The organism is Sulfurimonas sediminis (genome assembly GCF_014905115.1).
Classification (GTDB): domain Bacteria; phylum Campylobacterota; class Campylobacteria; order Campylobacterales; family Sulfurimonadaceae; genus Sulfurimonas; species Sulfurimonas sediminis.
On the sequence record NZ_CP041235.1, the window covers coordinates 1,966,931 to 1,989,590 of the forward strand.

The 22,660-nt window shown below is 38.1% G+C and carries 22 protein-coding genes; 11 read left to right on the forward strand and 11 right to left on the reverse strand.

The window, feature by feature from the left end; translation table 11 throughout:
* Positions 1 to 3 precede the first annotated feature (3 nt).
* From FJR45_RS10565 to FJR45_RS10575, 3 genes are all read left to right on the forward strand, one after another.
* Positions 4 to 1,764, forward strand: a complete 1,761-nt coding sequence (locus FJR45_RS10565; RefSeq protein ID WP_193150491.1) for a type II and III secretion system protein family protein — start codon at positions 4 to 6, stop codon at positions 1,762 to 1,764.
* Between the two features lie 94 nt (positions 1,765 to 1,858).
* On the forward strand, positions 1,859 to 2,053 hold the full coding sequence (locus FJR45_RS10570; RefSeq protein ID WP_193150492.1) for a hypothetical protein: 195 nt from the start codon (positions 1,859 to 1,861) through the stop codon (positions 2,051 to 2,053).
* Positions 2,054 to 2,222: 169 nt separating this feature from the next.
* Positions 2,223 to 3,140, forward strand: a complete 918-nt coding sequence (locus FJR45_RS10575; protein ID WP_193150493.1) for a DUF234 domain-containing protein — start codon at positions 2,223 to 2,225, stop codon at positions 3,138 to 3,140.
* Between the two features lie 10 nt (positions 3,141 to 3,150).
* Here FJR45_RS10575 and FJR45_RS10580 read toward each other — a convergent pair whose 3' ends face one another.
* Positions 3,151 to 3,954: a J domain-containing protein gene (locus FJR45_RS10580; RefSeq protein WP_193150494.1), complete on the reverse strand. Its 804-nt coding sequence runs from the start codon at positions 3,952 to 3,954 to the stop codon at positions 3,151 to 3,153.
* A gap of 156 nt (positions 3,955 to 4,110) precedes the next feature.
* Here FJR45_RS10580 and purF point away from each other — a divergent pair, with 156 nt between their 5' ends.
* Together purF and mnmL are read left to right on the forward strand one after the other, a co-directional pair.
* Positions 4,111 to 5,466, forward strand: coding sequence for an amidophosphoribosyltransferase (gene purF / locus FJR45_RS10585; protein ID WP_193150495.1), 1,356 nt, complete (start codon positions 4,111 to 4,113; stop codon positions 5,464 to 5,466).
* Positions 5,466 to 6,425, forward strand: a complete 960-nt coding sequence (gene mnmL, locus FJR45_RS10590; RefSeq protein ID WP_193150496.1) for a tRNA modification radical SAM protein MnmL/YtqA — start codon at positions 5,466 to 5,468, stop codon at positions 6,423 to 6,425. Before purF ends, mnmL begins: the two co-directional genes overlap by 1 nt.
* A 3-nt stretch (positions 6,426 to 6,428) precedes the next feature.
* On the opposite strand, the gene FJR45_RS10595 is transcribed toward mnmL, so the two are convergent.
* From FJR45_RS10595 to FJR45_RS10630, 8 genes are all read right to left on the reverse strand, one after another.
* Positions 6,429 to 6,977 carry a DUF2393 family protein gene (locus FJR45_RS10595; protein ID WP_193150497.1) on the reverse strand — a complete coding sequence of 183 codons (549 nt, stop codon included), beginning with the start codon at positions 6,975 to 6,977 and terminating at the stop codon, positions 6,429 to 6,431.
* The gene (locus tag FJR45_RS10600) at positions 6,974 to 7,486 is read right to left on the reverse strand and encodes a DUF2393 domain-containing protein (RefSeq protein WP_193150498.1); all 513 of its coding nucleotides are present in this window, start codon (positions 7,484 to 7,486) and stop codon (positions 6,974 to 6,976) included. Before FJR45_RS10600 ends, FJR45_RS10595 begins: the two co-directional genes overlap by 4 nt.
* 7 nt (positions 7,487 to 7,493) lie before the next feature.
* Positions 7,494 to 8,174 (reverse strand): bifunctional phosphoribosyl-AMP cyclohydrolase/phosphoribosyl-ATP diphosphatase HisIE, encoded by a 681-nt coding sequence (hisIE, locus tag FJR45_RS10605; RefSeq protein ID WP_193150499.1) that lies wholly within the window; start codon positions 8,172 to 8,174, stop codon positions 7,494 to 7,496.
* A gap of 2 nt (positions 8,175 to 8,176) precedes the next feature.
* On the reverse strand, positions 8,177 to 9,262 hold the full coding sequence (locus tag FJR45_RS10610; protein WP_193150500.1) for a prohibitin family protein: 1,086 nt from the start codon (positions 9,260 to 9,262) through the stop codon (positions 8,177 to 8,179).
* Between the two features lie 221 nt (positions 9,263 to 9,483).
* A complete protein-coding gene (locus FJR45_RS10615; protein ID WP_193150501.1) occupies positions 9,484 to 10,413 on the reverse strand; it encodes a branched-chain amino acid transaminase in 930 nt (309 codons plus the stop codon).
* Positions 10,414 to 10,464: 51 nt separating this feature from the next.
* A complete protein-coding gene (locus FJR45_RS10620) occupies positions 10,465 to 11,229 on the reverse strand; it encodes an acyl-CoA desaturase (protein WP_193150502.1) in 765 nt (254 codons plus the stop codon).
* Entirely contained in the window at positions 11,162 to 11,452 is a 291-nt protein-coding gene (locus FJR45_RS10625; protein ID WP_193150503.1) for a hypothetical protein, read from the reverse strand. The genes FJR45_RS10620 and FJR45_RS10625 overlap by 68 nt, the downstream gene beginning before the upstream one ends.
* A gap of 142 nt (positions 11,453 to 11,594) precedes the next feature.
* A complete protein-coding gene (locus FJR45_RS10630; RefSeq protein ID WP_193150504.1) occupies positions 11,595 to 12,923 on the reverse strand; it encodes a putative porin in 1,329 nt (442 codons plus the stop codon).
* Positions 12,924 to 13,416: 493 nt separating this feature from the next.
* On the opposite strand from FJR45_RS10630, the gene pstS reads away from it, so the two are divergent.
* From pstS to FJR45_RS10660, 6 genes are all read left to right on the forward strand, one after another.
* The gene (gene pstS / locus FJR45_RS10635) at positions 13,417 to 14,421 is read left to right on the forward strand and encodes a phosphate ABC transporter substrate-binding protein PstS (protein ID WP_193150505.1); all 1,005 of its coding nucleotides are present in this window, start codon (positions 13,417 to 13,419) and stop codon (positions 14,419 to 14,421) included.
* Between the two features lie 113 nt (positions 14,422 to 14,534).
* Positions 14,535 to 15,488, forward strand: coding sequence for a phosphate ABC transporter permease subunit PstC (gene pstC / locus FJR45_RS10640; protein WP_193150506.1), 954 nt, complete (start codon positions 14,535 to 14,537; stop codon positions 15,486 to 15,488).
* Positions 15,485 to 16,291, forward strand: coding sequence for a phosphate ABC transporter permease PstA (pstA, locus tag FJR45_RS10645; RefSeq protein ID WP_151899521.1), 807 nt, complete (start codon positions 15,485 to 15,487; stop codon positions 16,289 to 16,291). Before pstC ends, pstA begins: the two co-directional genes overlap by 4 nt.
* Positions 16,292 to 16,308: 17 nt before the next feature.
* Positions 16,309 to 17,091 (forward strand): phosphate ABC transporter ATP-binding protein PstB, encoded by a 783-nt coding sequence (pstB, locus tag FJR45_RS10650; protein ID WP_193150507.1) that lies wholly within the window; start codon positions 16,309 to 16,311, stop codon positions 17,089 to 17,091.
* Positions 17,092 to 17,116: 25 nt separating this feature from the next.
* Positions 17,117 to 17,776 (forward strand): phosphate signaling complex PhoU family protein, encoded by a 660-nt coding sequence (locus tag FJR45_RS10655; protein WP_193150508.1) that lies wholly within the window; start codon positions 17,117 to 17,119, stop codon positions 17,774 to 17,776.
* On the forward strand, positions 17,777 to 19,156 hold the full coding sequence (locus FJR45_RS10660) for a sensor histidine kinase (RefSeq protein WP_193150509.1): 1,380 nt from the start codon (positions 17,777 to 17,779) through the stop codon (positions 19,154 to 19,156).
* On the opposite strand, the gene FJR45_RS10665 is transcribed toward FJR45_RS10660, so the two are convergent.
* Together FJR45_RS10665 and FJR45_RS10670 are read right to left on the reverse strand one after the other, a co-directional pair.
* Positions 19,153 to 21,339 (reverse strand): sensor histidine kinase, encoded by a 2,187-nt coding sequence (locus tag FJR45_RS10665; RefSeq protein WP_193150510.1) that lies wholly within the window; start codon positions 21,337 to 21,339, stop codon positions 19,153 to 19,155. The two genes, FJR45_RS10660 and FJR45_RS10665, sit on opposite strands and share 4 nt — an antisense overlap.
* On the reverse strand, positions 21,336 to 22,619 hold the full coding sequence (locus FJR45_RS10670; RefSeq protein ID WP_193150511.1) for a GGDEF domain-containing response regulator: 1,284 nt from the start codon (positions 22,617 to 22,619) through the stop codon (positions 21,336 to 21,338). Before FJR45_RS10670 ends, FJR45_RS10665 begins: the two co-directional genes overlap by 4 nt.
* Positions 22,620 to 22,660 lie beyond the last annotated feature (41 nt).

Genomic DNA, 22,660 nt, shown 5'->3' on the forward strand with positions numbered 1-22,660 from the left:
AAAATGAAAAAAATACTACTACTGTTGGGAATTTGTCTGCATCTTTTTGCAAATGATATCCTTGTCTTTAACAATGAGTACCAGGTCCTACCCTTGCAAAAAAAGATCAAAAAACTCATAGTCGGTAATAGAGAAAATATTAACGTTTCTCTTTTGGAGAGTACGGCAAAAGGAAGTTTGCTTAAAATATTTGGCAAAAAAACGGGTAATACCTCTATTCTTATCATCTACAGGGACAACTCTATAGAAAATTATCATGTCTATGTGAATGAGAATCTCGGCTATATTCAAAAAATGATCAATATCATTGAGCCGAATCTCTCTCTGAGCATGGTCGGCAATGACTCTACCGTCATCACCGGTGTATTTAAAGATCCGCATGACAAAAAAAGAATTTATGAGATTTTGAAAAAAGGCGGTGTAGATACAGACAAACTGATGGATTTGACAAAAACACGCAGAGTCAACAAAATGATTCGTACAAAACTCTACCTCATTTCCGTAGACAACCAAAGAGCAAAAGATTTGGGTGGTGTTACCGGACTGGGATTTTTCAACAAATATGTCAATGCAACAGCCAATACGGGTGCTGCAAATTCTGCAACATTCAGTGGTTTTTTACTTGACAACCTGGGAAATTTTACAACAGCAACCGGCAAGTCCGTTCTTGCTACACTTAATTTTTTACAAAGTAAAGGAGTTGCCAATATACTCGATGACACGGTGCTCATCACAACAGAAGACAAAAATGCGACCTTTCGCGTAGGCGGGGAGCTTTATATCCCGACAGGTATTATACAAAACACTGGAACAGCACCTACCATTCAGGTGACAGAAAAAGAGTACGGTCTTAAACTTACACTCACAAGCAAGTTTATGCAAACGGAGGGCTATATGCACATCAATGTAGATATTCAAGACAGTGCCATAGATACCAACCCTGCCAATAATGTTGCTCTAGGAGCCGGTATCTCCATTCCCTCTTTTATCAGTAAAAACATTCAGACAAATGTGGTTGTAAAATCTGAGCAGGTTATAGCACTCGGAGGTCGTCTGCACAGTGAAAATTCCAAAAGTGAAGAAAAAATTCCTTTGTTTGGAGATATTCCTTTACTGGGCGAACTTTTCAAGCATAAAGTTGAAAATTTAAATACAACAGATCTGATCTTTTTACTTGTCCCTGAGATTGTGGATGTCAATGAAGAGATAGACGACACCGACTTTTACAAAAATTTTAAAGCGCAAAGCAGTGTTTTTCATGCAAAGGTGACTGATACTCCGAAAAAAACTCCCTATACAGAGCAAAAGACTATAGAAGCGGCACCATCTGAAGTATCACATATTTCATTTCCCGCTCCGATTATAATAGATGAAGAAGAAAGTCTGCAAACTCCGCCGGAAGAGAATCCCACACAACAGACACAACAGACAGAGCAAAAGACAGCACAAAAGACACAAATAGCGGCACAAAAGACACATGAACTTACAATGACAATGCCAAAGAAGAAAGAAACAGAAGTAAAAAAAGAGACAAAACCTTCTCTTCAAACCTATGTAGTCAATACGAAAAAGATATTTCTCAGAAAAAAACCTGTTAACGGAAAGCGTGTCGATGTCTGGAAAGAAGGGCATAAATTTACATCAGACATCTCCAAAACAGTCAACGGTGCAAGCTGGTTAAAAGTAAAACAGGACTGTTACAGTACATGTAAAGATGTAAATGCAAGTGTATGGATTTCACAAAAATACACAAAAACACTATAAGGTAAGTTAATAATTGGTTTAAGTAAATATTATTTGCTTTTCTTATATAAAAGTGATATACTTATCACAGATTTATCACAAAGAAGGAGAGAATATGATCAAAAATCTATTCAAACGTATTAAGTCACAAAAAGGTATGAGCGGTGTTTTAGTTGCTCTTTTATTAGTAATCGTTGGTGTCGGTTTGGTTGCAGGGCTTAATACTTATATGTCAAGTGCAAAAAGCAATATACTAGATGTTGTTGACCAAAATTTAACTAGCGCTGGTGTCGCTACCCCAACTCGTTAATTAGATTTTAATCACATAATTTCGAAATTTGAGTTTTAGTTTTCTTTCAACACCAGAAAGCCCGCCCTGCAGGAAAAAATTTAGTTTTTTTCTAAATTACGCTTTAGCGTTAGAAAGTACGGGTTCCGAAAAAAGTATTTCACTGCTAATAATATGTTACAATTAACATATGACAAATACAAAACTTCTTGAGCAGTTTCGCTCTTTTTACTTCAAAAACTACCCCGATGATATGGAGACGCAGATCTCCTACTTCGCTGTATTTGGCGGACTTGACTGGGATATTGATACGACAAAGCCTATTGAAGAGCTGCTCCGGATTCTTGTATTGGACAATTTTGAAGCCATAGACAGACAGATGAGTGCACTTACACTGAACAACACCCTGCACAGAAAACTTCTCAAAGCGCTTGCAACAGGTGACAGACGCATTTTTTCTGCTTTTAACAAAGCCGGACTCAATAATGCAAACGGTGGAGCAGCTCTCAATTTTTTACAGGAAAAGGGCTTGATTCAGCTGGAGTATTCACGGGAAGAACATCCAAGAGACAAGTATCCAAACACCAAACTTAAACGCGAAGAAGCACGCCACCGTATTTCTCACAAAGTCCTTTTTACCCACCCTTTTGTCAGGTTTTGGTTTTACTTTGTCATACCCCATATCAAAGAAATTGAGGCACAGCAATATGATGCCTTTTTCAAAGATTTTACCCTGCGTCACAACAGTTATACCAGCCTGGTATACGAAGAACTTTCAGAGGTACTGCTGAACTATCATCTCCGTGATGCACATATACGCAGCAGCGGCAGTTACTGGGATGCAAAAATAGAGATAGACATACTCACAATCACTCAAAACGATCGTATTTATGTCGGAGAATGCAAATGGACAAACCATATCATCAACAAAAAAGAGCTGCATAAAATACGGGACAAATGCCAGAAACTTGGCATTGAACCGACCCAAATCGTTTTGTTCTCAAAACGGGGATTTTCCAAAGAGCTCACCCAGCTCAGCGGTGCAGGCCTGGCACTTTACAGCAGCGAGGATTTTCAGGCACTGCTTAAAAAACGCTCTCTAAAGTAAGAAGATATAATTAACTGACAACACGCAGTGCCTGATATGCTTCTTGCAGTAACTGAAATTTTTGTGTGTAATGTTCTACAAGATAGGGGCTTTCATGGAAGATTTTGTCCGGATGATAGACTTTTGTCAGTTTTTTATAACTTTTTTTCAAAGCATCCTGAGAAGCCCCTATAGGACATTCCAGGATTGTATAAAAATGTTTTTTCTCTTCATCAAAAGAGGCTTTGCATAAATCTCCGAAAGAAAAATTTGCAAAATCCGAGTAGAGTTTGGACATAAAATGGTTGTCATAGGTATACTGAATCTGATAATGCAAAATATGGCGCTTGTTTAAAGCACGTTCCAGTCTTGCTTTTGACTTAAAATCACTGACATCCACCACCAAAGAGATGTCTGTTCCCCGCTCCACATATACTTCAAGCTGTGAGCGCATATAGTTGAGTACCCATGAATTTGGACTGTCTAATGAAATAAGCACCGTATCTTTATCATACGCATAGAGGTGTACTTTTATAGTTTCAGGCTCTTCCATCTTGTTGAGCTCTATTTTAATCGGCTGGTTACCAAACTTTAACATGGAACGCAAGAAGAATTCATGATTGAAATCATGTGTTTTTGCATGAAATTCACTTAACTCTCTTATGAAATTTTCTCTGACCTGTGTTAGTGATTTATTTTGAAATACAAGGACAGCTTTAGGTAAAAAGAGCATACCACGGGCATGATGATTTAAAAATTCTCTCATCCAACTTGTATTTAAGGTATCAAACCCTGTAGTGATAAGAATAAGATTATTGCGCAAAACAATTTCCATATATCCTACCTTTTTTGAAAATATATAATTTATAGCAAAAACAGTTCCACTTTGAAAATAAATTATATCTGTTAATTAAGACAGCTTTGAGAATATTTATAGATATTTTGAGTATAATTGCATCATAATTTAATTACAACTTATCAAGGAAAAAATTTGCGCGAAAATATGAATGAAAAGTGTGCTGTTGTTGGGATTTTTGGTCATAAAGAGGCTTCAAAGTTAGCCTACTTTTCTCTTCATTCTCTCCAACACCGCGGACAGGAAGCAGCAGGTATCAGCTCATCTGATGGAGAAAAACTTCATACTATCAAAGACCGCGGACTTGTTATGAGCGTTTTTAATGAAGACAAACTTGCTACTTTAAGCGGGTCAAGCGCTATAGGCCACACCCGCTACTCTACAGCAGGAAATGATTCCATTCTTGATGCACAGCCTGTATTTGCAAGATATGATTTGGGTGAGATGGCAATTGTGCACAACGGTAACCTTACAAATGCTGATGAAGTGCGTGCCAGACTGATCAAACGCGGTGCAATTTTTCAGACATTTATGGATACTGAGAATCTTATTCATCTGATCGCCAAAAGTGAACAGGATAAACTGCTTGACAGAATTATAGACGCTGTTAAAAAAATAGAAGGTGCTTTTTCTCTGGTCTTTTTAAGCAGAACCAAAATGTTCGCTATGCGGGACCGTTTCGGTTTTCGACCTTTAAGTCTTGGGCGTTTGGCAAACGGCGGCTATATAGTGGCAAGCGAAACCTGTGCCTTTGACCTTGTGGGAGCTACCTTTGTCCGAGATGTGGAACCAGGAGAACTTCTGATTTTTGAAGAAGGCAAAGCGCCGCAAAGTGTAAAAATCTTTGAGCCGACACCAAAGCACTGTATCTTTGAATATGTCTATTTTGCCCGCCCTGACTCTTCTGTCTTCGGGCAGTCTGTATATGAATGCAGAAAAGAGATGGGAAAAGAGCTGGCAAAAATCCGCCCTGTTGAAGCGGACCTGGTCATTCCTGTACCTGATGGTGGCGTACCTGCTGCCATTGGATATGCACAGGAGAGTGGTATTCCCTATGAAATGGGAATTATGCGCAATCACTACATAGGGCGTACCTTTATAGAGCCGACACAGGAGATGCGTGATTTAAAAGTGAAAATGAAACTCTCTCCTATGACAGACATTATCAAAGGCAAAAGAGTTGTCGTTATAGATGACTCTATCGTCCGAGGCACAACTTCACGAAGAATCATCAGAATGCTTAAAGAAGCAGGGGCAAAAGAGGTCCATATGCGCGTCTCTTCTCCTCCGACTACCGATCCGTGTTTCTACGGTGTTGATACACCAAGCAAAGAGAATTTAATCGCTGCAAATATGGGTGTGCAGGAAATTTGTGATTTTATAGAAGCCGACTCTTTGGCATATCTGGATGAAGCATCACTCTTAAGAAGTGTAAATGCGACACAGGATATCTACTGTACAGCCTGTTTTACTGGAAAATATATCGTTTAATGGAACAAATTTATACATACGGTAATTACTTAAAAAACAAATTTGGCGTAAAAGTACACAAGGTTGGCATCAATATCTCCGGTTTCACCTGTCCCAATATTGATGGAACCGTGGCCAAAGGAGGCTGTACATTTTGCGAAAATGACTCTTTTTCAGCCAGCACGGATGCCGTTGTGGAATTGAAAGGATTTCACTTAAATCTTGAATCAAAAGAGAATCCTTTTTTGCAAAAACAGCTCAAACAGCTTGAACTGCAGTTTGATGCCATATCAAAACGCCAGACAAGAGAGTACGGTGCAAAAAAATTTCTTGTATACTTTCAATCATTTACAAATACCTATGCCCCTTTTGAAACCCTCAAAGCACTCTATGAAAAAGCGCTCTCTTTTGACAATGTGGTAGGCTTAAGCATCGGCACACGTTCTGACAGCATCACGCAAGAGACACTCGCCTATCTCTCAGACCTTGCCAAAGACAAAGAGATCTGGATTGAATTTGGCATTCAGTCTGTATATGATGAAACACTGGAAAAAATCAACCGAGGGCATGACAGCGAAAATGTAAAAGAGTGGATTATCAAATCAAAAGAGGCAGGTCTGAATGTTTGCGGACACCTTATCTTTGGTCTTCCGGGAGAAACGCAGGAGATGATGCTTGAAACCTCCAAAGCCGCTTATTCGTGGGGAATTGATTCTGTAAAATATCACCCTCTGTATGTTGTAAAACGCACTGCCTTGGCAAATGAGTTTAACCGTGGAGAGTTTACCCCAATCAGTGAGCAGGAATATCTTGATGTGCTTGTAAAATCTCTTCTGATGAAACCAAAAAATGTCAATGTCCAAAGAGTGACAGCAGGGATAGATGACGATTCTCTTTTGGCTCCAAAATGGTGCCGCAACAAGAACCAACAGATAAAAAACATTAACGCGGCACTTAAAAAAGTCGGATTAAAATACTGAGGCTTAATGCCCGTACACTTTTGCAAATTCTGCCGTACTTCTAAAATAGGGCGGATACCTGAAATAGACTCTAAAGGCTTTGGCCTGACCGGGTTTGAGATTTCTGGCAACAACAAATTTTTTCGTAACGGTTTGCGGTTTGTGTGATCCCATTCCGAAACCTCCGGAAAAAAAGTCCATAAAACCGCTGGGTTTATAAAAATTCCCGCCTTTTACATTTCCTGTTGCATGCCCTTTGTTTACAAGTTTTATTTCAAAAGTCACTTTTCCTATAGGAAATTTTCCGATATTTCTAACAATACCGTAATAGACTATCTCTTCCGTACTCAAGAGCCTTTTGTTGTGCAGTTTTTCCAATTGTACCTTTTTTGTATACTTATCAACAATCATAACAGAAAAAACAGCCATAAAAGCAGTCACCAAAATAATAGAAAATATCATAGAATAGACTAGTTTTTTATTTTTTTGTTTCACTGCACTCACTATACCGCCAATACTCAGTAAAAAGATTACAAAGAAAACTATATAGTGCCAGTAATTAAAGAGTGTCATTTACAATTTCCCTCCAGGGATACATTATAGTCTTTTTTATATACAAACGGTTCTATGATAATTTTAAACTCTCTAGTCTGCCCTTGTGGTATATCAGGTTCTAGAATCGACATTTTTTGAAATGGTTTTAATCGTAAAAGATAGTTTTTGTACCTGTTCTTTGTGACCCTGTAGACTTTTGCAGTGATTTTACACTCGGAAAAATCAAATTTGGATTCATTTGTGATACTTCCTTTGACCACCAAAGCCTCTACAAAGTGAAGTCTTTTTTGCGAAAGTAACCGAACTGAATTTTTAAAAAGATATTTGTGCATCTCGATATAACCAAGCGTAGGTCCAAGGAGAAGTATTGCAAATCCGAAAAGAACAAAAAAGAGCGCAAGAATTATCTTTTTTCGAAGGAGCAGTGCAAGAATAATAAAAAGAAGAAAAAGAAGAAATGAGACACCAAATAGGATATAATCATACATAATCAATCCATGAATAAATGCCAACAGCTTCTCTTTCATACCTTACCTACTCTTTTCTTGCGTTTTTTTCAGCGATGCCACTCATGTCAAATCTACGGGCAAGTTCCTGTTTTATTCTGTCTGGCGATATATTTTTAGAAGCAAGTGCCACAAGCATATGGTAGGTTAAATCTGCCGCTTCATACACCATCTCCTTCTCATCATTGTCTTTATGTGCAAAACAGTACTCTCCGGCTTCTTCAACAACTTTTTTCAAAATTGTGTTTTCACCCTTGCTTAAAAGTTTTGCCGTCCATGAGGTTGCAGGATCGGCATTTTTTCTCTCTTGTATCGTATGATACAGTGTATCAATAACACCGTATGCTGCTTCGGTATTCACTTCTACTTCAGAAGTAATCTCACCGCTTTGCAGCTCTGTAAAAAAACATGATTTTCTACCAGTATGACAGGCTACCCCGTTTTGATTGACTTTTATCAAGAGGGTGTCATTGTCACAGTCAATAAAAAAAGAGACAATTTTCTGTATATGTCCACTGCTCTCACCTTTTTTCCATATACGCTGTTTGCTTCTTGAAAAATAGTGTGCCTGCTTTGTTTTAAGTGAAAGCTCCAGAGCCTCTTTGTTCATGTAGGCCATCATCAGCACTTCATTGGTCGTGTTGTCTTGAACAATGACTGGCAGAAGCTCCTGCTTCTGCCAGTCTACTCTATTGATTATTTCCTGCATCTTTATTTCGCCGTGGTTCTTTTTCTTGTATCTTTGGTGTCTATCCAGATATTTGGAGTCGAACCGCCCGGTGTCAAGAATATTTTTGCATCTTTGTTGACTCTGAGTGCATCATTAAACTTGTTTTGTACTTTCATCTGTTCAAGCTGCAAAAGCTTGTTGGTTAATGATTTTGCTATTAAAATATTTGCTTTGGCATTGGCATCTGCTTCAATTGTTACAGCGTCTGCTTTACCCTGTGCTTCAATTCTTGCCTTTTCTGCAATACCGCGAGCTTCTGCAGCACGTTTGAGTGCTTCTTGTTTTGCACGCTGTACTTCCTGTTCTGCCTGTTGTACCTGTTGTTTGGCAAGTTGTACTCTTTCAATCTGCTCTTTTACTTTTGCCGGAAGTAAAATATCACGAAGCTGAATAGACTGTAGAATAACAGGCGAATTTTTCAAACTCTTAATACTTTCTCGTATACCCAGTTCAATAGCCGTTGCAATCGTGTTACGCATTACAGGAATCGATTCGGCATCATATTTTCCGACTACATTACGAACAACATCACGCACAACCGGATTGATTATTTTGTCTTCCCAGCTGAATCCCCAGTTTGAAATTGTCTGTGCGGCAAACTGTGCATTGAGTCGGTACTGAACAGTCAATTCAATAGAGACCGGCAGACCCCGTTTATCAAGCACTGTAATGGCAGGCTTTGAAATAATCCCCGAAGCATTTGAGTTTGTCTCCATACGCGAAGCATAGTTTATAATACGCACTTTCGTATCTACCGTATATACTTTTTGAATCACAGGGATAATAAAATGCAGTCCCGGAAGCAAAGCTTGATCTTGATACTTCCCGTTTGTACTTAAAATACCGCGTTCACCCTCTTGAATGATAATAAACGGCTTTGCCAAAATCAGCATAACAGCAACAGCAATCAAAAAATATGTCAGTGCTGCTTTTCCCCCGCCAAAATTAAAATTCAAATTTGGCATCTGAGGTCCTTTTGGACCACTGCCACCACCTGAGTTAGAGTTTTTAAATCCTCCGCCTTCACTTTTCTTCTTGTTAAAATAGTCATTCATATCTGATGCCATTGTATTCCTTTTTTTTGTTATGTAAACTTTTTTGCCACTCTCAGCCCACCCTAAAGGATCACTGCCATTAAGTTAAGCATTTATTTGGAACCGGTACTTTAGTGCCGGCTGAGAGTGGCAATACTATTGCAACAGCCGGCACTAAAGTACCGGTTCCGAAAAAGCATTAATTTTCTTCACTTAATGACAGTGATCCTAAAGAATGGGTTCCGAAAGTCTTTTTAGTTTATCTCATCCACATAGGTAAGATAATGCTCATATTTTTTGTTTCGACCAAATACGATGTCAAAATATCCGCTCTGAATAATTGCCGTAATCTCCCCGCGGGAACCTCTGCCTATCTCTCTCGCATCAACCAAAGCAACCGGTGTGATTTCTGCAGCCGTTCCTGTCAAAAATGCCTCATCCGCCACATATACCTCTTCTCTTGTAATACGGCGTCGAGTCACTTTGTAGCCCAGGTCTTCAGCCATTTCAATGACAGTTTTTTGTGTGATGGAAGCTAAGGCATTATCGCTTGGCGGTGTAATAATTTCGCCGTCTTTTATCATAAAAAACGAGGCCCCGCTTGCTTCTGCAACATACCCTTCATCATCCAAAAGCAAGGCTTCATCATATCCGCAGTCAATCGCTTCATATTTTGCCATTTGGGAGTTCAAATAGTTGGCCGTTGCCTTGGCTTTTCCCATATTGGATGTATTTGCCGGGCGTGTCATAGAGACAATTTTCAAACGAATGCCTTTACGCATCCCCTCTTCCCCAAGGTAAGCACCCCATTCCCAGGCGGCAACAGCAGTTTCAACCGGTGCGTCTTTATGGTAAAGCCCCATAATACCATAGCCCAAAAACGAAAAAGGACGAAGATAGACATTGTCCCCGGTAAATTCATTTCTTCGGATGAGTTCAATCTGTGCAATGTTCAACTCTTCAACAGTATAAGGAATATTAATCAGTGTCATTTTTGCCGACTCTTTGAGTCTTTTGGTATGATCATTCAAACGAAATATTGCATACCCTCTGTCAGTTTTATAAGCTTTTGTTCCTTCAATTACACCGTTTCCATAGTGAATTGTATGTGTGAGTACATGTACTTTGGCATCATCCCATGCAACAAATTTTCCATTCATCCAAATATATTTGGCTGCGTCCATTAAAATCTCCAAATTGTTAATTGGTGATATTTTATCTAAATTGCTATTTACCTAATAGGATTTGAGCACATTGTTTATCTGTACATACGCTTGCAACGGTGTTGTTTCAAAATAGGCAATACCGTTTTTCTCTGCAAATTCTTTTGTCATTTTTTGGATTTTCAGCAGATTGAACCTGGGTGCTTTTGGGAAAAGATGATGCTCTATCTGGGTATTTAATCCTCCATAAAACCAGTGTACAAATTTCCCGCCTTTTAAAGAGCGTGAGGTACGCATCTGCAACTCCATCCATGAAAGTTTTTCACCTACTTCTTTGTCAAAAACCTCACATCCGAGATGATTGGTGATAAAACCGAATGCCAGCCATGCAGAGAGTGTCAGGTTCAGAGTCAGATAAACCGTAAGCGCCTCACTCAAAGGTAAAAAATAAAAAACAGCTCCCCAAACCAAAGGCCAGTGCAAAAGCATTAAGCCAAGCTCAGCCCATTTTTTGCGTTTGAGCGCAAAATTATATGACTGCACGATAAAAGCCGGATACATAAAAAACATAGCACCCCAAAAAACAAGATATTTACTCCTGCGAAGCCATGTTTTATTGCCTTTTTTGTTTGTAAATGCCCCATCAAATGCCAGTATGTCAACATCTTTTTGGACAATATTGCACCAGGTATGATGATTGACATTGTGTTTGAAATCCCACCAGGAAGATGAGTTCGAAAGGATGAATGCCGAAAACGGATAGCTCAGTTTAAAAGAGAGACGCTTGTTTTTGAAATACTGTGTATGTAAAATATCGTGCGAAACAAAAAACAGCACGCGTAAAAACCAAGGCCATAAACAGACCAAGACCTATAGCGGCAATAGAAGAACTTTCAATAAGATGATTGTAATAAAAAAGTATCACATAGACAAGTCCCATACTCAAGAGGATTGCTACCATCTCTATACTTCCTCTTAGCGGAACACGCTTTAGCAAACCTAAAGAGCGTACTTGGGACTTTAGTTCATCAAAATCATAAGAAGTCTGTGTCTGTGGCATTTGTATACTCACTTTATAAAAAATTTGTTGATTATAGCATAAAATAAATTTGTGATTGAAAGGAGAAATGTAGCACTAAGATTACATGTAAAGCATCACCGCTTTACATGTAAAAAGGAGAAATGAAATTTGAAATTTGTTTTTAGAAGAACCACTGAGAGGTAACTTTTATTCTACGCTCTTTTTCGTTCCCTATGTTTGCACCATATTCATCTTCTTGGAATGTCAATCCGGCTTTAATCGAGTTCCCCATAAGGTACCAGTTTACACCGACTAATTTAGATGTTAAGTCGTAACCGTCCAAATCTTTAAATTTATCCCAAGATTCATATCTTACAAATGGAGCGATAAAACCATAATCTACAAAGCAGTATTCACCAGTTACATACCAACCGTTTGATTTTCCTCTTGTTGTGCTTGCCCAGTCTTTTGCGACACCATCAAAGTCAAAGTATTCTGCTTGAACAAAAGCACCTTTATAGTGTGCTGACATTTCAAGATTTAAGAGTTTGTGATCTACAGAAGTAGCTACATTATTTGTTGTTGTGTACTGAATATCAGGACTTACCCAGTAACTTGCACCAATTTCAAAGTGTTTTCCCTGCCCAAAATAACTCTCAGTTCTTTTTTTCTCTTCCCAGCCATCAAATGGAGAAAGAACAATCTTTCCACCATAAAAGAAGCTTTTTTGTAAAAAGTCAGAACCATTGAAACTATTTCCTGAAGCATCTTTCAGTTTTCCAGAGTAAACACCATCACCTACAGCTATTTCATAGTGAATTTTTTTCTTCCAGTTACCATAAACCTGCGCATTTGTACCACGACGGTTATGTGTAATATACTGTGCCGCTTCATCCGCTACATGAGGACGGTCAAAGTGAAGCACACGCGCTGATTTTACAGTTTCTGTACGGGAAACATCAATTTTTGCACGAAAAAGCTTAAAATTTACAAGTGACGAATCAAAAGGTTTTTTGATTTTTACATAGGCATCACCGACATTGAATGACTGCTCTCCTTTGTCTTCAAAATTTGCTTTATCATTTCGTACATCCATTGTAAAAGAAGCATACTTGTTAAAACCCGCTGCTACTTCAAAACGAACACGTCTCAAATAGGCATCATAATAACTTGTTGTCGCACCTGTTGCCAAATCCTCAACACTTCTATTTTCAAATGTACCCTGAATACGCACACCTGCTTTTAGCCACATATCAGGATTGTCCTGTGCAACAAATTTCATATTAATATGCGTCTGCTTGCCCAATAAAAAGTTTGGAGATTTCTTGTCTACTATAGTAATATTTTGTTTTGTATTGCCAAGACTTTTTGTATCCAACAGTGTTCTGTTCGGTGCAGGTTGCGTAAACACTTGTCCGTTAGCATCTTGATATAATTTGATTTCATTAGCATTGGCAGTAACTGAGCTTAGAGTGAAAGCAGCTAAAGCTGATAAAACGATTTTATTCATTTTGAAATTCCTTTTTGTTTTGTTGGCGGAAGTATAAAATATCTAGGTTACATAAAGGTTACAAAACGGCAACAGGCAACAACCCTATACTATATTTATATCTGCTACAAAACAATTCAAGTGACAATACCTTTGAACTTTGTCACAAAGTTTTTGCCGTTTTGTAACCTTAGTGTAATAAAAAAAGTCTATACTTTCATAAGTGCCTGACAAGAATAAATGACATATTTAACAACATACAAAGGATTTAGTTTCAAGGCGAACTTTTGTTGGCGATGCTAGCATCGTTAACGGAAGTTCAACGCGGAAAATGAGTCCTTTGTATGTTGCCCTTCGGGTGAAGAGAGAAAAAACAATCTAACTTCGTTGAAAACCCTTGAAGCTACCAGTAGCTCTTGCGGATTTTCGCCTTGTATCTTGCATTTTCTCTCTTCATTAAATTATGTCATTTATTCTTGTCAGGCACTTAACTAAAATTAAAAAGGTGTAACAGATGACAAAAGTAATCAAGTTAGCTCTTGTAGCTTCAGTTCTTGCAGGCGGACTCAGTGCAAATGATGTACTCAAAGGAAGTGGTGCTTCTTTTCCGTATTCGGTATATCAAAAATGGACAAAAGCCTACTATAAAGCTACTGGTATCAAAGTTGACTATATTTCAAAAGGTTCTTCAAAAGGGATCAAAGATGCAAAAGCTAGACAGGTTGATTTTGCAGGGACTGACAAACCTCTTTCTCCAAAAGTTTTGAAACAAAACAATCTTTATCAGTTTCCGGGTGTTGTCGGTGCAATTACAATGGGTTACAACATTCCGGGTGTTTCCAACTTAAAACTCAGCAGAAGTGCAATCGTTGCAATCTCTGAAGGGAAAATAAAATACTGGGACAACAAGTTAATCACTGCTGCAAACGCAGGATTGAAACTGCCACATGAAAAAGTGACATTCGTTCACCGCGCAGACGGCTCAGGAACAACATTCAACTATACATACTTTTTAAGTAAAGTATCCAAAGAGTGGCGACATACTTACGGTGCAAAAAAATCTTTGAACTGGCCGGGAAACCAACATATCGGTGGAAACAAAAACACAGGTGTGGCAAGTCTTATCAAACAGACTCCCTACTCTGTCGGATACATCGACTATGCTGATGCACAGAAAAACGGCATTGTGATGGCTTCGGTTGAAAACAGAGCAGGACACTACATCAAACCTGAATTAAAAGCATTTCAAATTGCCGCTGCAAAAGCAAATCTGGATCCTAAAAAAGATTTTTACTCTATTATTGCCGATCCAAAAGGTGCCTACTCTTATCCTATCGTAGCTGCTACATTTATTCTGGTGCCTGCTGAAAAGCAAGAAACAAACAAAAAAGTAACAGCATTTTTTGACTGGTCATATAAAAACGGTCAAGAAATTGCAAAAAGTTTGGGTTTTGTTCCGTTACCGGACGCACTTACAGACAAAATCAGAAAATACTGGGAAGAGAAAGGGATTAGATAATCTCTTTCTTCAAAAAAAAACAAATTTCAAATTTCATTCTCTCCTTCATGTAATCTCTTTGTAATGAAATTACAATATAATATCAAAATAAATTTACTCTAGGGTTTTCTTGTATGGAAAAAATATTTCAAAAGCTCTCTTTATCAAGTGCTTCTCTTGTGCTCGTTATACTTATTGGCATATTTATCACTCTTTTTAGCGCTGCAAAGCCTGCCATTGAAGAGTTTGGGCTCCATTTTCTTGTTGATCCGACATGGAACAAAGAGGTTCCTGTGGAGGGTACTGCCGACACAATAAACACTGCCCTGAACAATGCAGATGAAGATATCATCGAGGATGAAGATGATATGATTCTTGATGAAGATGAAGAGTCTCAGACAAAAACACTTTATGGCGGACTTGTTCCGATAGTCGGAACAATTCTTTCCACACTTATTGCCCTCTCTTTTGCACTGCCTATTGCTATGGGTATTGCTGTTTTTCTGGCTGAAATCGCTTCAAAAAACATCTCCAAGTTTGTCGGTATGGCCATTGAACTTTTGGCGGCAATTCCGAGTATCATTTTTGGCATGTGGGGACTCTACTATTTTGCCCCCATTATCTCCGATGCATTTGGCGGTTATCAGGTCTCTTTACTGACTGCCGGACTTGTTCTTGGCATTATGATTCTTCCCTTTATGGCAGCCATCACCCGTGACAGTATGAATACAACCCCTGATGTACTCAAAGAGTCTGCCTATGCACTTGGTGCTACAAAATTTGAAGTGGTCAAAGATATTATATTTCCCTACTCAAAGGTTGGTATTATAGGCTCTATCATCTTGGCACTCGGACGCGCCTTGGGGGAGACTATGGCTGTCGCATTTTTGATAGGAGCAGTCTATTCACTGCCTGAAAAGATTACCGATCCTACTATCTCCATTCCTGTTGCTATGGCTGTAAACTTTGGCGAAGCCAGCGGACTGGGAGAAAGTGCACTCTTTTATCTGGGTCTGATTCTCTTTGTCATGAGTTTTATCATCATTTCAGTTGCCAAATTTTACTTTTTGAAAAAGGTTAAGTTATGAGACTTCTGTTAAACAAAATATTTTTGGCACTTTCGGTAACTTCTGCCCTTATAGGCATTGGTTTTTTAGGGTGGATACTTGCAGTCCTTTTTATCAAAGGGCTCTCTTCGCTTCATTTAAGCCTCTTTCTCAATGACCTTGTTGACGGGGGTCTTAGAAACCTTTTGGTGGGACAGCTTGTTCTTGCCTCTTTGGCAGGTGCCATAGGAATACCGCTGGGAATGCTTGCAGGTATTTATATACGCGAATACGGAAGAGGAAAATACCCGGAACTGATTCGGGATTTGAGCGACATCATGATGTCCGCACCTTCTATCGTAATTGGTGCCTTTGTCTATGCCATAGCCGTTGCCCCTTATGGAGGAGCCAACGGATTTGCCGGTATTTTAGCACTTACCATTATGATGGTTCCTATCATCATCAACACAACAGACTCTATGCTCTCTCTTGTTCCCAAGGAGTTACGCGAAGCAGGTATTGCCCTTGGTGCATCAAAATACCGTGTTATCCTGGACATCGTTATAAAAGCCGCAAAAGTGGGAATCATGACAGGTATTCTTTTGGCATTTGCAAGAATTGCCGGTGAAACGGCACCGCTGCTCTTTACAAGTGAAACAAGTAACTATTTCAGTCTTGATCTCACACAGAGTTTTCCCTCTTTGACTGTCAGTATTTATAATCTTGCCAATGAACCGGAAGAGTCAAGTCGTGATCTTGCCTGGGCTGCTTCATTTATACTGACAATGATGGTTTTGGTTATCAACCTGCTGGGTCGATTTATCACAAGAAACAAACACAAATAACGAAGGAAACAAAAATTATGCCTGTAATGAATATTAAAAAATTCTCTTTTACCTATCCTGGGGTCGATGAGCCCTCTTTAAAAAATATAAATCTATCCATAGAGAAAAATAAAATTACTGCTCTTATCGGTCCGAGTGGCTGTGGAAAATCAACACTTTTACGCTCTATGAACCGTATACATGACCTGTATCCCGGTAACAAATATGACGGAAAAATTGAGTTGCTTAATGAAGCAACAGGAAAATATCAAAACATTCTTGAAATTAAAAAAGAGAATGAATTTATAGAACTCCGCCAAAAAGTCGGTATGATTTTTCAAAAACCGACACCTTTTCCTATGAGTATTTTTGACAATGTTGCCTACGGGTTGAAAATTGCAGGCATCAAAAACAAAAGTGAACTTGCAGACCGTGTAGAGGCAGCACTCAAGGGCAGTGCCTTATGGAAAGAGGTCCATAACAGACTGAACAAGTCTGCCATGGGACTCTCAGGCGGACAGCAACAGAGACTCTGCATTGCCCGTGCAGTAGCAGTCAAACCTGAAGTCATTCTTTTTGATGAACCGACTTCAGCACTTGACCCTATCTCAACGAGTGCTATTGAAGAGCTGCTGGTGGAGCTGAAAAAAGATGTCAGCATCGCAATTGTTACACACAATATGCAGCAGGCTTCGCGTATCAGTGACTATACTGCATTTATGTATCTTGGAGATTTGATAGAATTTGATAAAACAGAAAATATCTTTTTAAATCCTAAAGAGAAAAAAACAGAAGACTATATCACAGGTAGATTCGGATAAATTATAAAAAATTAAGGAGCTAAATATGTTACCAACATTTAGAACAAGCCTAGACGAAATAAGACAAAAACTTACACATATCGGAGAAAATCTGGTAACAGCCAACAGACTTATTCTCAAAGCGTTACAAAACTGCGATGAAACAACCTTTAATGAAGCAAGAAACAGTATCAAAAATATTACGGCAAAAGCGGATGAAATCGACAATGCAATCATTAAAGTCCTTGCACTCTATACGCCAGAAGCAAGAGATCTGCGACAGGTTGTTGCCTACTTTAAAATAAGCAATGAACTCTCACGCGCATGTTCCAATACAAGAAGTTTCATACGGGGCTTTACAGATGTATGCAAAGACCTTGATGTCAAAGAGATTAACGAATATGCAAGCCTTATGCAGACCTCAACGGTAAAAGCCATTACAACAACAGTAAAGATGATCAACGTTGATGATATGGATGAACTTCAGGAGATGTATGAAGAGGTACTTATAGAAGAAAACAAAGTTGATGATCTGTATGAAATGATAGAACGAAAGCTTGTAGAGCAGGCGGAAGGATCAAGTACCTTTGAAAAATATCACAGGATGCTCAGAGCACTTCGAAAAAGTGAAAAAATCGCCAGCCGTGCAATCAGTGTTGCAAACCTGCTTGTTTATATCAAAATCGGTGGAAACATCCACAATTAAATGAAAAAAATTTCCCAAATAGTATTAGAGAAGTTTTTAGCACTCTTTTTGGCACTCTTTTTAATAGTGAGTGCTATAGTCTACTATTGGGTATATGAATTTTATCTTCACTCTTCAAAAGAGGCACTTATGCAGGCTACCGAGCTTGTCTCTTTTACCATCAACAAAGATACAGACCTTGATACGCTTGCAAAGAAAGTAAAAAAACAGCTCCATTTGCGCCTAACGATTATAGATGAAGAGGGCAACATTTTGGCAGAGTCCGACAAAGACAAACATACTATGGACAACCATAAATACAGAGACGAAATCATACAGGCAAACAGGGAAAAGCACGGCTATATCATACGCCACTCACATACCCTTGACAAAGATCTGCAGTATGTAGCAAAAAAATACACCATCGACGGCAAGGTCATCTTTGTACGGGTTGCCCGGGAAATCAAAGGTGTCCGCAGTGAAATCATCAACCTTGGCATTAAAATAGCCTTTGTTCTACTGCTCTTTTTTCTTATAGTGCTCTATATGTCTTATAAAATAAATATACAGATTCAGCATGAAACAAAAAGAATCGTAGACTTTTTAAAATCTTTGACAAAAAAGAAAAAGAGCACCTACATAAAATCTGATTTTTCCCAGGAATTTTTTCACATAACAAATCTGTTGACAAAAGTCTCACAGATACTTGTCAAAAAAGAGAAACAAAAAACAAAATATACGCAAAAACTCCAAAAACTCAATGAACAAAAAGATGACATTATTTCTGCAATATCCCATGAGTTTAAAAACCCTATCGCGGTTGTAAACGGCTACTCGCAGACACTTCTTGATGATGAAAACATCAACCCGAGCATACGAAAGAAATTTCTTACAAAAATATATACAAACGGTACAAAACTCAGTGAACTTATAGATACACTCAGACTCTCGATGAAACTCGATGGCGGGCACCAGGCTTTAAATACACGCAAAGTAAATTTATATAATCTGGTACAAGAAGCAGCACAAAACCTCCGACTCCATTATAAAAACAAAAAAATTATTATCAACGGAGACAAAGCCCTGACAATAGACATTGACCCGACACTTTTTGGCATTGTCATTACAAACCTGATAGAAAATGCTTTTAAATACTCCGAAGATGAAGTCATAGTCAATATCAGTCAAAATTCACTCGAAGTTATTGATACAGGCATAGGTATTTCTGAAAAAGATTTGCAAAACATTACAAACAAATTTTACAGAGTCCATTCGAACCGATGGAACAACTCTTTGGGTCTGGGACTCTTTCTTGTAAACAACATCATTCAGCTGCACAACTTTAAGCTTGTCATCAAAAGCAAACTGAATGAAGGCTCCAGTTTTACTATTGTCTTTTAACCCTCCTTTATAAAGTCGATGATAAACTCAGCCCCCTCTTTTGTATTGCTTACATGTAAACGCCCGCCCATGTTTTGTTCAATTATTATCTTTGACATATACAGACCCACTCCTGTGCCCATACCCTGCTCTTTTGTTGTAAAGTAGGGCTCAAACACTCTTTTTATAATTTCCTCCGGTATTCCGCCTCCGTTGTCTGTGATAATTATCTTTTTGTCTTTCAGTCTAATGCCTATTTTTCCATACTCTTTACGGTTGTGGACAATGGCATCTTTTGCATTGGATATAATATTGAGAATAACCTGCTGAAACTCACCTTCAACCCCATGAAGCATAAAATCCTCTCCTTGCAGTGAGATTTCAATATTGTGACTCTTTAACTGTGCATTTACCAAAGAAAGAGTGTTCTCGATGCTCTGTTTTACCCAAAAATCCTGTTTGACTTTATCGACTCTGAAAAAGTTTCTAAAATCATCTATCGTTTGACTCATAAAGTTTATTGTCTGTGTCTGTTTGTCAATAAATTCATCTATAAACTCTTTGTCAATCAAGCCCTCCTCATAATCATCATCAAGATTTTGAATATTGATATTGAGTGAATTGAGCGGTTGTCTCCACTGATGTGCTATGGCGCCGACCATCTCTCCCATCGCGGCCAATTTTGCCTGTTCCTGAAGCATTTTGTCTTTTTGCAGTATTTCGCTTGTACGTTTTTCTATCTCTTCTTTGAGGTGTTCATTAAGCTGTTGCAGTTGTGTCTCGAGTTTCTTTCTTTTGCTGACATCTATCAAATAGCCCAAAAAGTGGCTTATTTTCCCTTTTTCATCACGAATGAAGAGTGTTGTCTGTTCTACCCATTTTTTTGTTTTCTCTTTTGTTGTGATTTGATACGGCTGATGTTTTAAAATATCTAAATTCTTTTCAAATGCTTCTGTAAGTTCATGGAGGGCGTTTTGCAAATCCTCTGCATCTATCAAATCAGGATATTCAATTTCACCCTTTAAAAATGCCTCTTTTGTATACCCTGTTAAAGAAACAACATTGTTGGAGACATATTCGACACTCCAGTGAATATCATTGTGCCATCGAAAAAGAGCAATATCTCCCTTGTCAAAAAGTTCCAGGAGCTTTTCTTGTTCCTGCGCTGTTTCTTTGAGTGCTTTTTTTCGAATAAACTGTAGATAAAAAAGATACACAAGCAAAAACAAGCCTATGAATAAAATCAGACTGATAAGCTTAAAGTTATACAAAATAGACTGGATATTTGCATTGTCTTCATATAAAACGAGATAGGCTACCGTCTGTTTTGATTTTACATTTTTTACAGGCAAAAAAGAGACAACTTTGACACTTTTTCCTGTTTTTTGATACAAAGAAAAAGCTTTGCATTTTTGCATATTTTCTTCTATCTCCTGCTGATGCTTTTGAATAATATTTTCTTTTAAATATTGCAGATACTGTGGTCGAACACCTTTTGTATAAACAAACATATAGTCATCTGACTCTATACTTGTTTTATAGTGCGCTAAAAATTCTTTGTCTTTGTACCATTTCACATCAAATACTTTTTTATTGACCAAAAAATGTGTGTAGAGTCTGTTTACTTTGGCAAGTCTGTTTTGAAAAGATTCTGAGGAAAAAGATATTTCATAGGCACAGATATATTTTTCTCCGTCAAACAAAGGAAAAACATTACGAAAACCATGTGCAATGCGCCCCTGCTCAAACCCTGCAATCGGTTTATGTGTTTTGTTGACATACTCAAAAGTATAACGAATACCTGTTAAATCATCCCCGTACCTGTCCGGTTTGTGCATGCGTAAAAAAGAGACATTGTCCGGGAGTACAAACTGCATTTGTAAAACACCGCGTTTTCGAATTTCGCGGTATTGCTTTTTCAAATGTTGATACAATTCTTTTCGCAGGAACTCTCTTTTTGCCTCCCTTACATGTAAAGCCTTCTCCAATATACGCAAAACTGTTTCATCATTGGACACAAAGGCATTTAACGAGGCTGCATCTGCCTTGTCTGTCTCATTTACTATTTCATAATTTATTTTTAAATGCTTAAGAACCGAAGAGAGCTCTCTTTGAATTAAGTGGTTTTTATGATAGTTGTTCAGGTACTGGCTTACCACAAACAAAAGTAAAAACAAAAGCAAAAATATTATTTTCTGTTTCATTTTTTACTCACCACCTGGTTTCTTCCTTTCTCTTTTGCACTGTATAAAGCTTCGTCCGCTCTTTGGAGCATTGATTTGAGAGTATCCCCTTTTTTATAAGCAGTGACACCAAAGCTCAGTGTAATTTTTCCATACTCCTGCGTATGAAGTTCTTCAATTTTTTTCCTGCATTTTTCAAGAAGCAGTTGTGCGTCATTAAGGGCTGTTTGCGGCAAAAGCATAACAAACTCTTCTCCGCCCCATCTTGCTATAGTATCCGCACTTCGGGTACACGAAATCAGTGTATTGGCAACAAGTTTCAAAATCTCATCTCCAACCAGATGTCCGTATCTGTCATTAAAAAGTTTGAAATGGTCTATATCTGCTATAGCCAAAGAGAGGGGGTAGCCATATCTTTTTACCTGAGAAAGTTCATACGCAAAAATTTCTTCAAACCTGTTTCTGTTATAGAGTCCTGTAAGCATATCATGGTTGGCTCTTTTTGTAATGGCTTCTCGTTGTTTTTCTATTTCCGTTACATCTGTAAAGTTCATCAAAAACTGTGTTTCATTAATCTTGGAAATATTGACCAAAAATGATTTTTTCTCATATTTAGAGTTTACAATCGTCGTAATTCTCTGGGTCTCATTCAAAGAGTGTATAAAATCATACAGACTCCCGTCTTTTTCCAAAAAAGCCTGTATGTTTTTCCTGTTGATACTGTCCTCTTCATTTGAAAAAATGTTAATGATAGAATGAAATTTTTCATTAAACTCTTCGACACTCTCTACTCCAAAGTATTTCAAAAAAGATTTTGAGGCAAAGCTGACATGCTCAATATTTGCAACAACAGATATACTGCTTTCAGAATCTATAATATACTGCAGAATTTCTCTTTGCTCTTCATACTCTTTTTCAATAATGATATTTTTGGCAAGTTTTTTTATCAAAGCAGTTAAGGATTTTTTTTGCACAGGTTTAAGCAGATACCCCTCCACCTGCAACTCTATCGCTTCAAGCAGATAGGCACTTTCACTGTGTGCTGTTGTAAATATGACCTTTACATCCGGTTCAATCTCTTTTATCGCCCGAATCATATCAAGACCATTCATTTCAGGCATTTTAATATCACTTACAACAATATCAGGCTGATATTTTTTAAAACATTCGAGTCCGACAATACCGTTGTTGGCTGTATATAATTCTTTGCTTATCCGTTTGAGTGCACGGGCATAGCCTTCACGCACATCATCTTCATCTTCTACATACAAAATCGTTATCTGTTTTGCATACTCAGGCATAAGCATCCCTTTTTAATTTTTATATACAGTTAAGTATACAG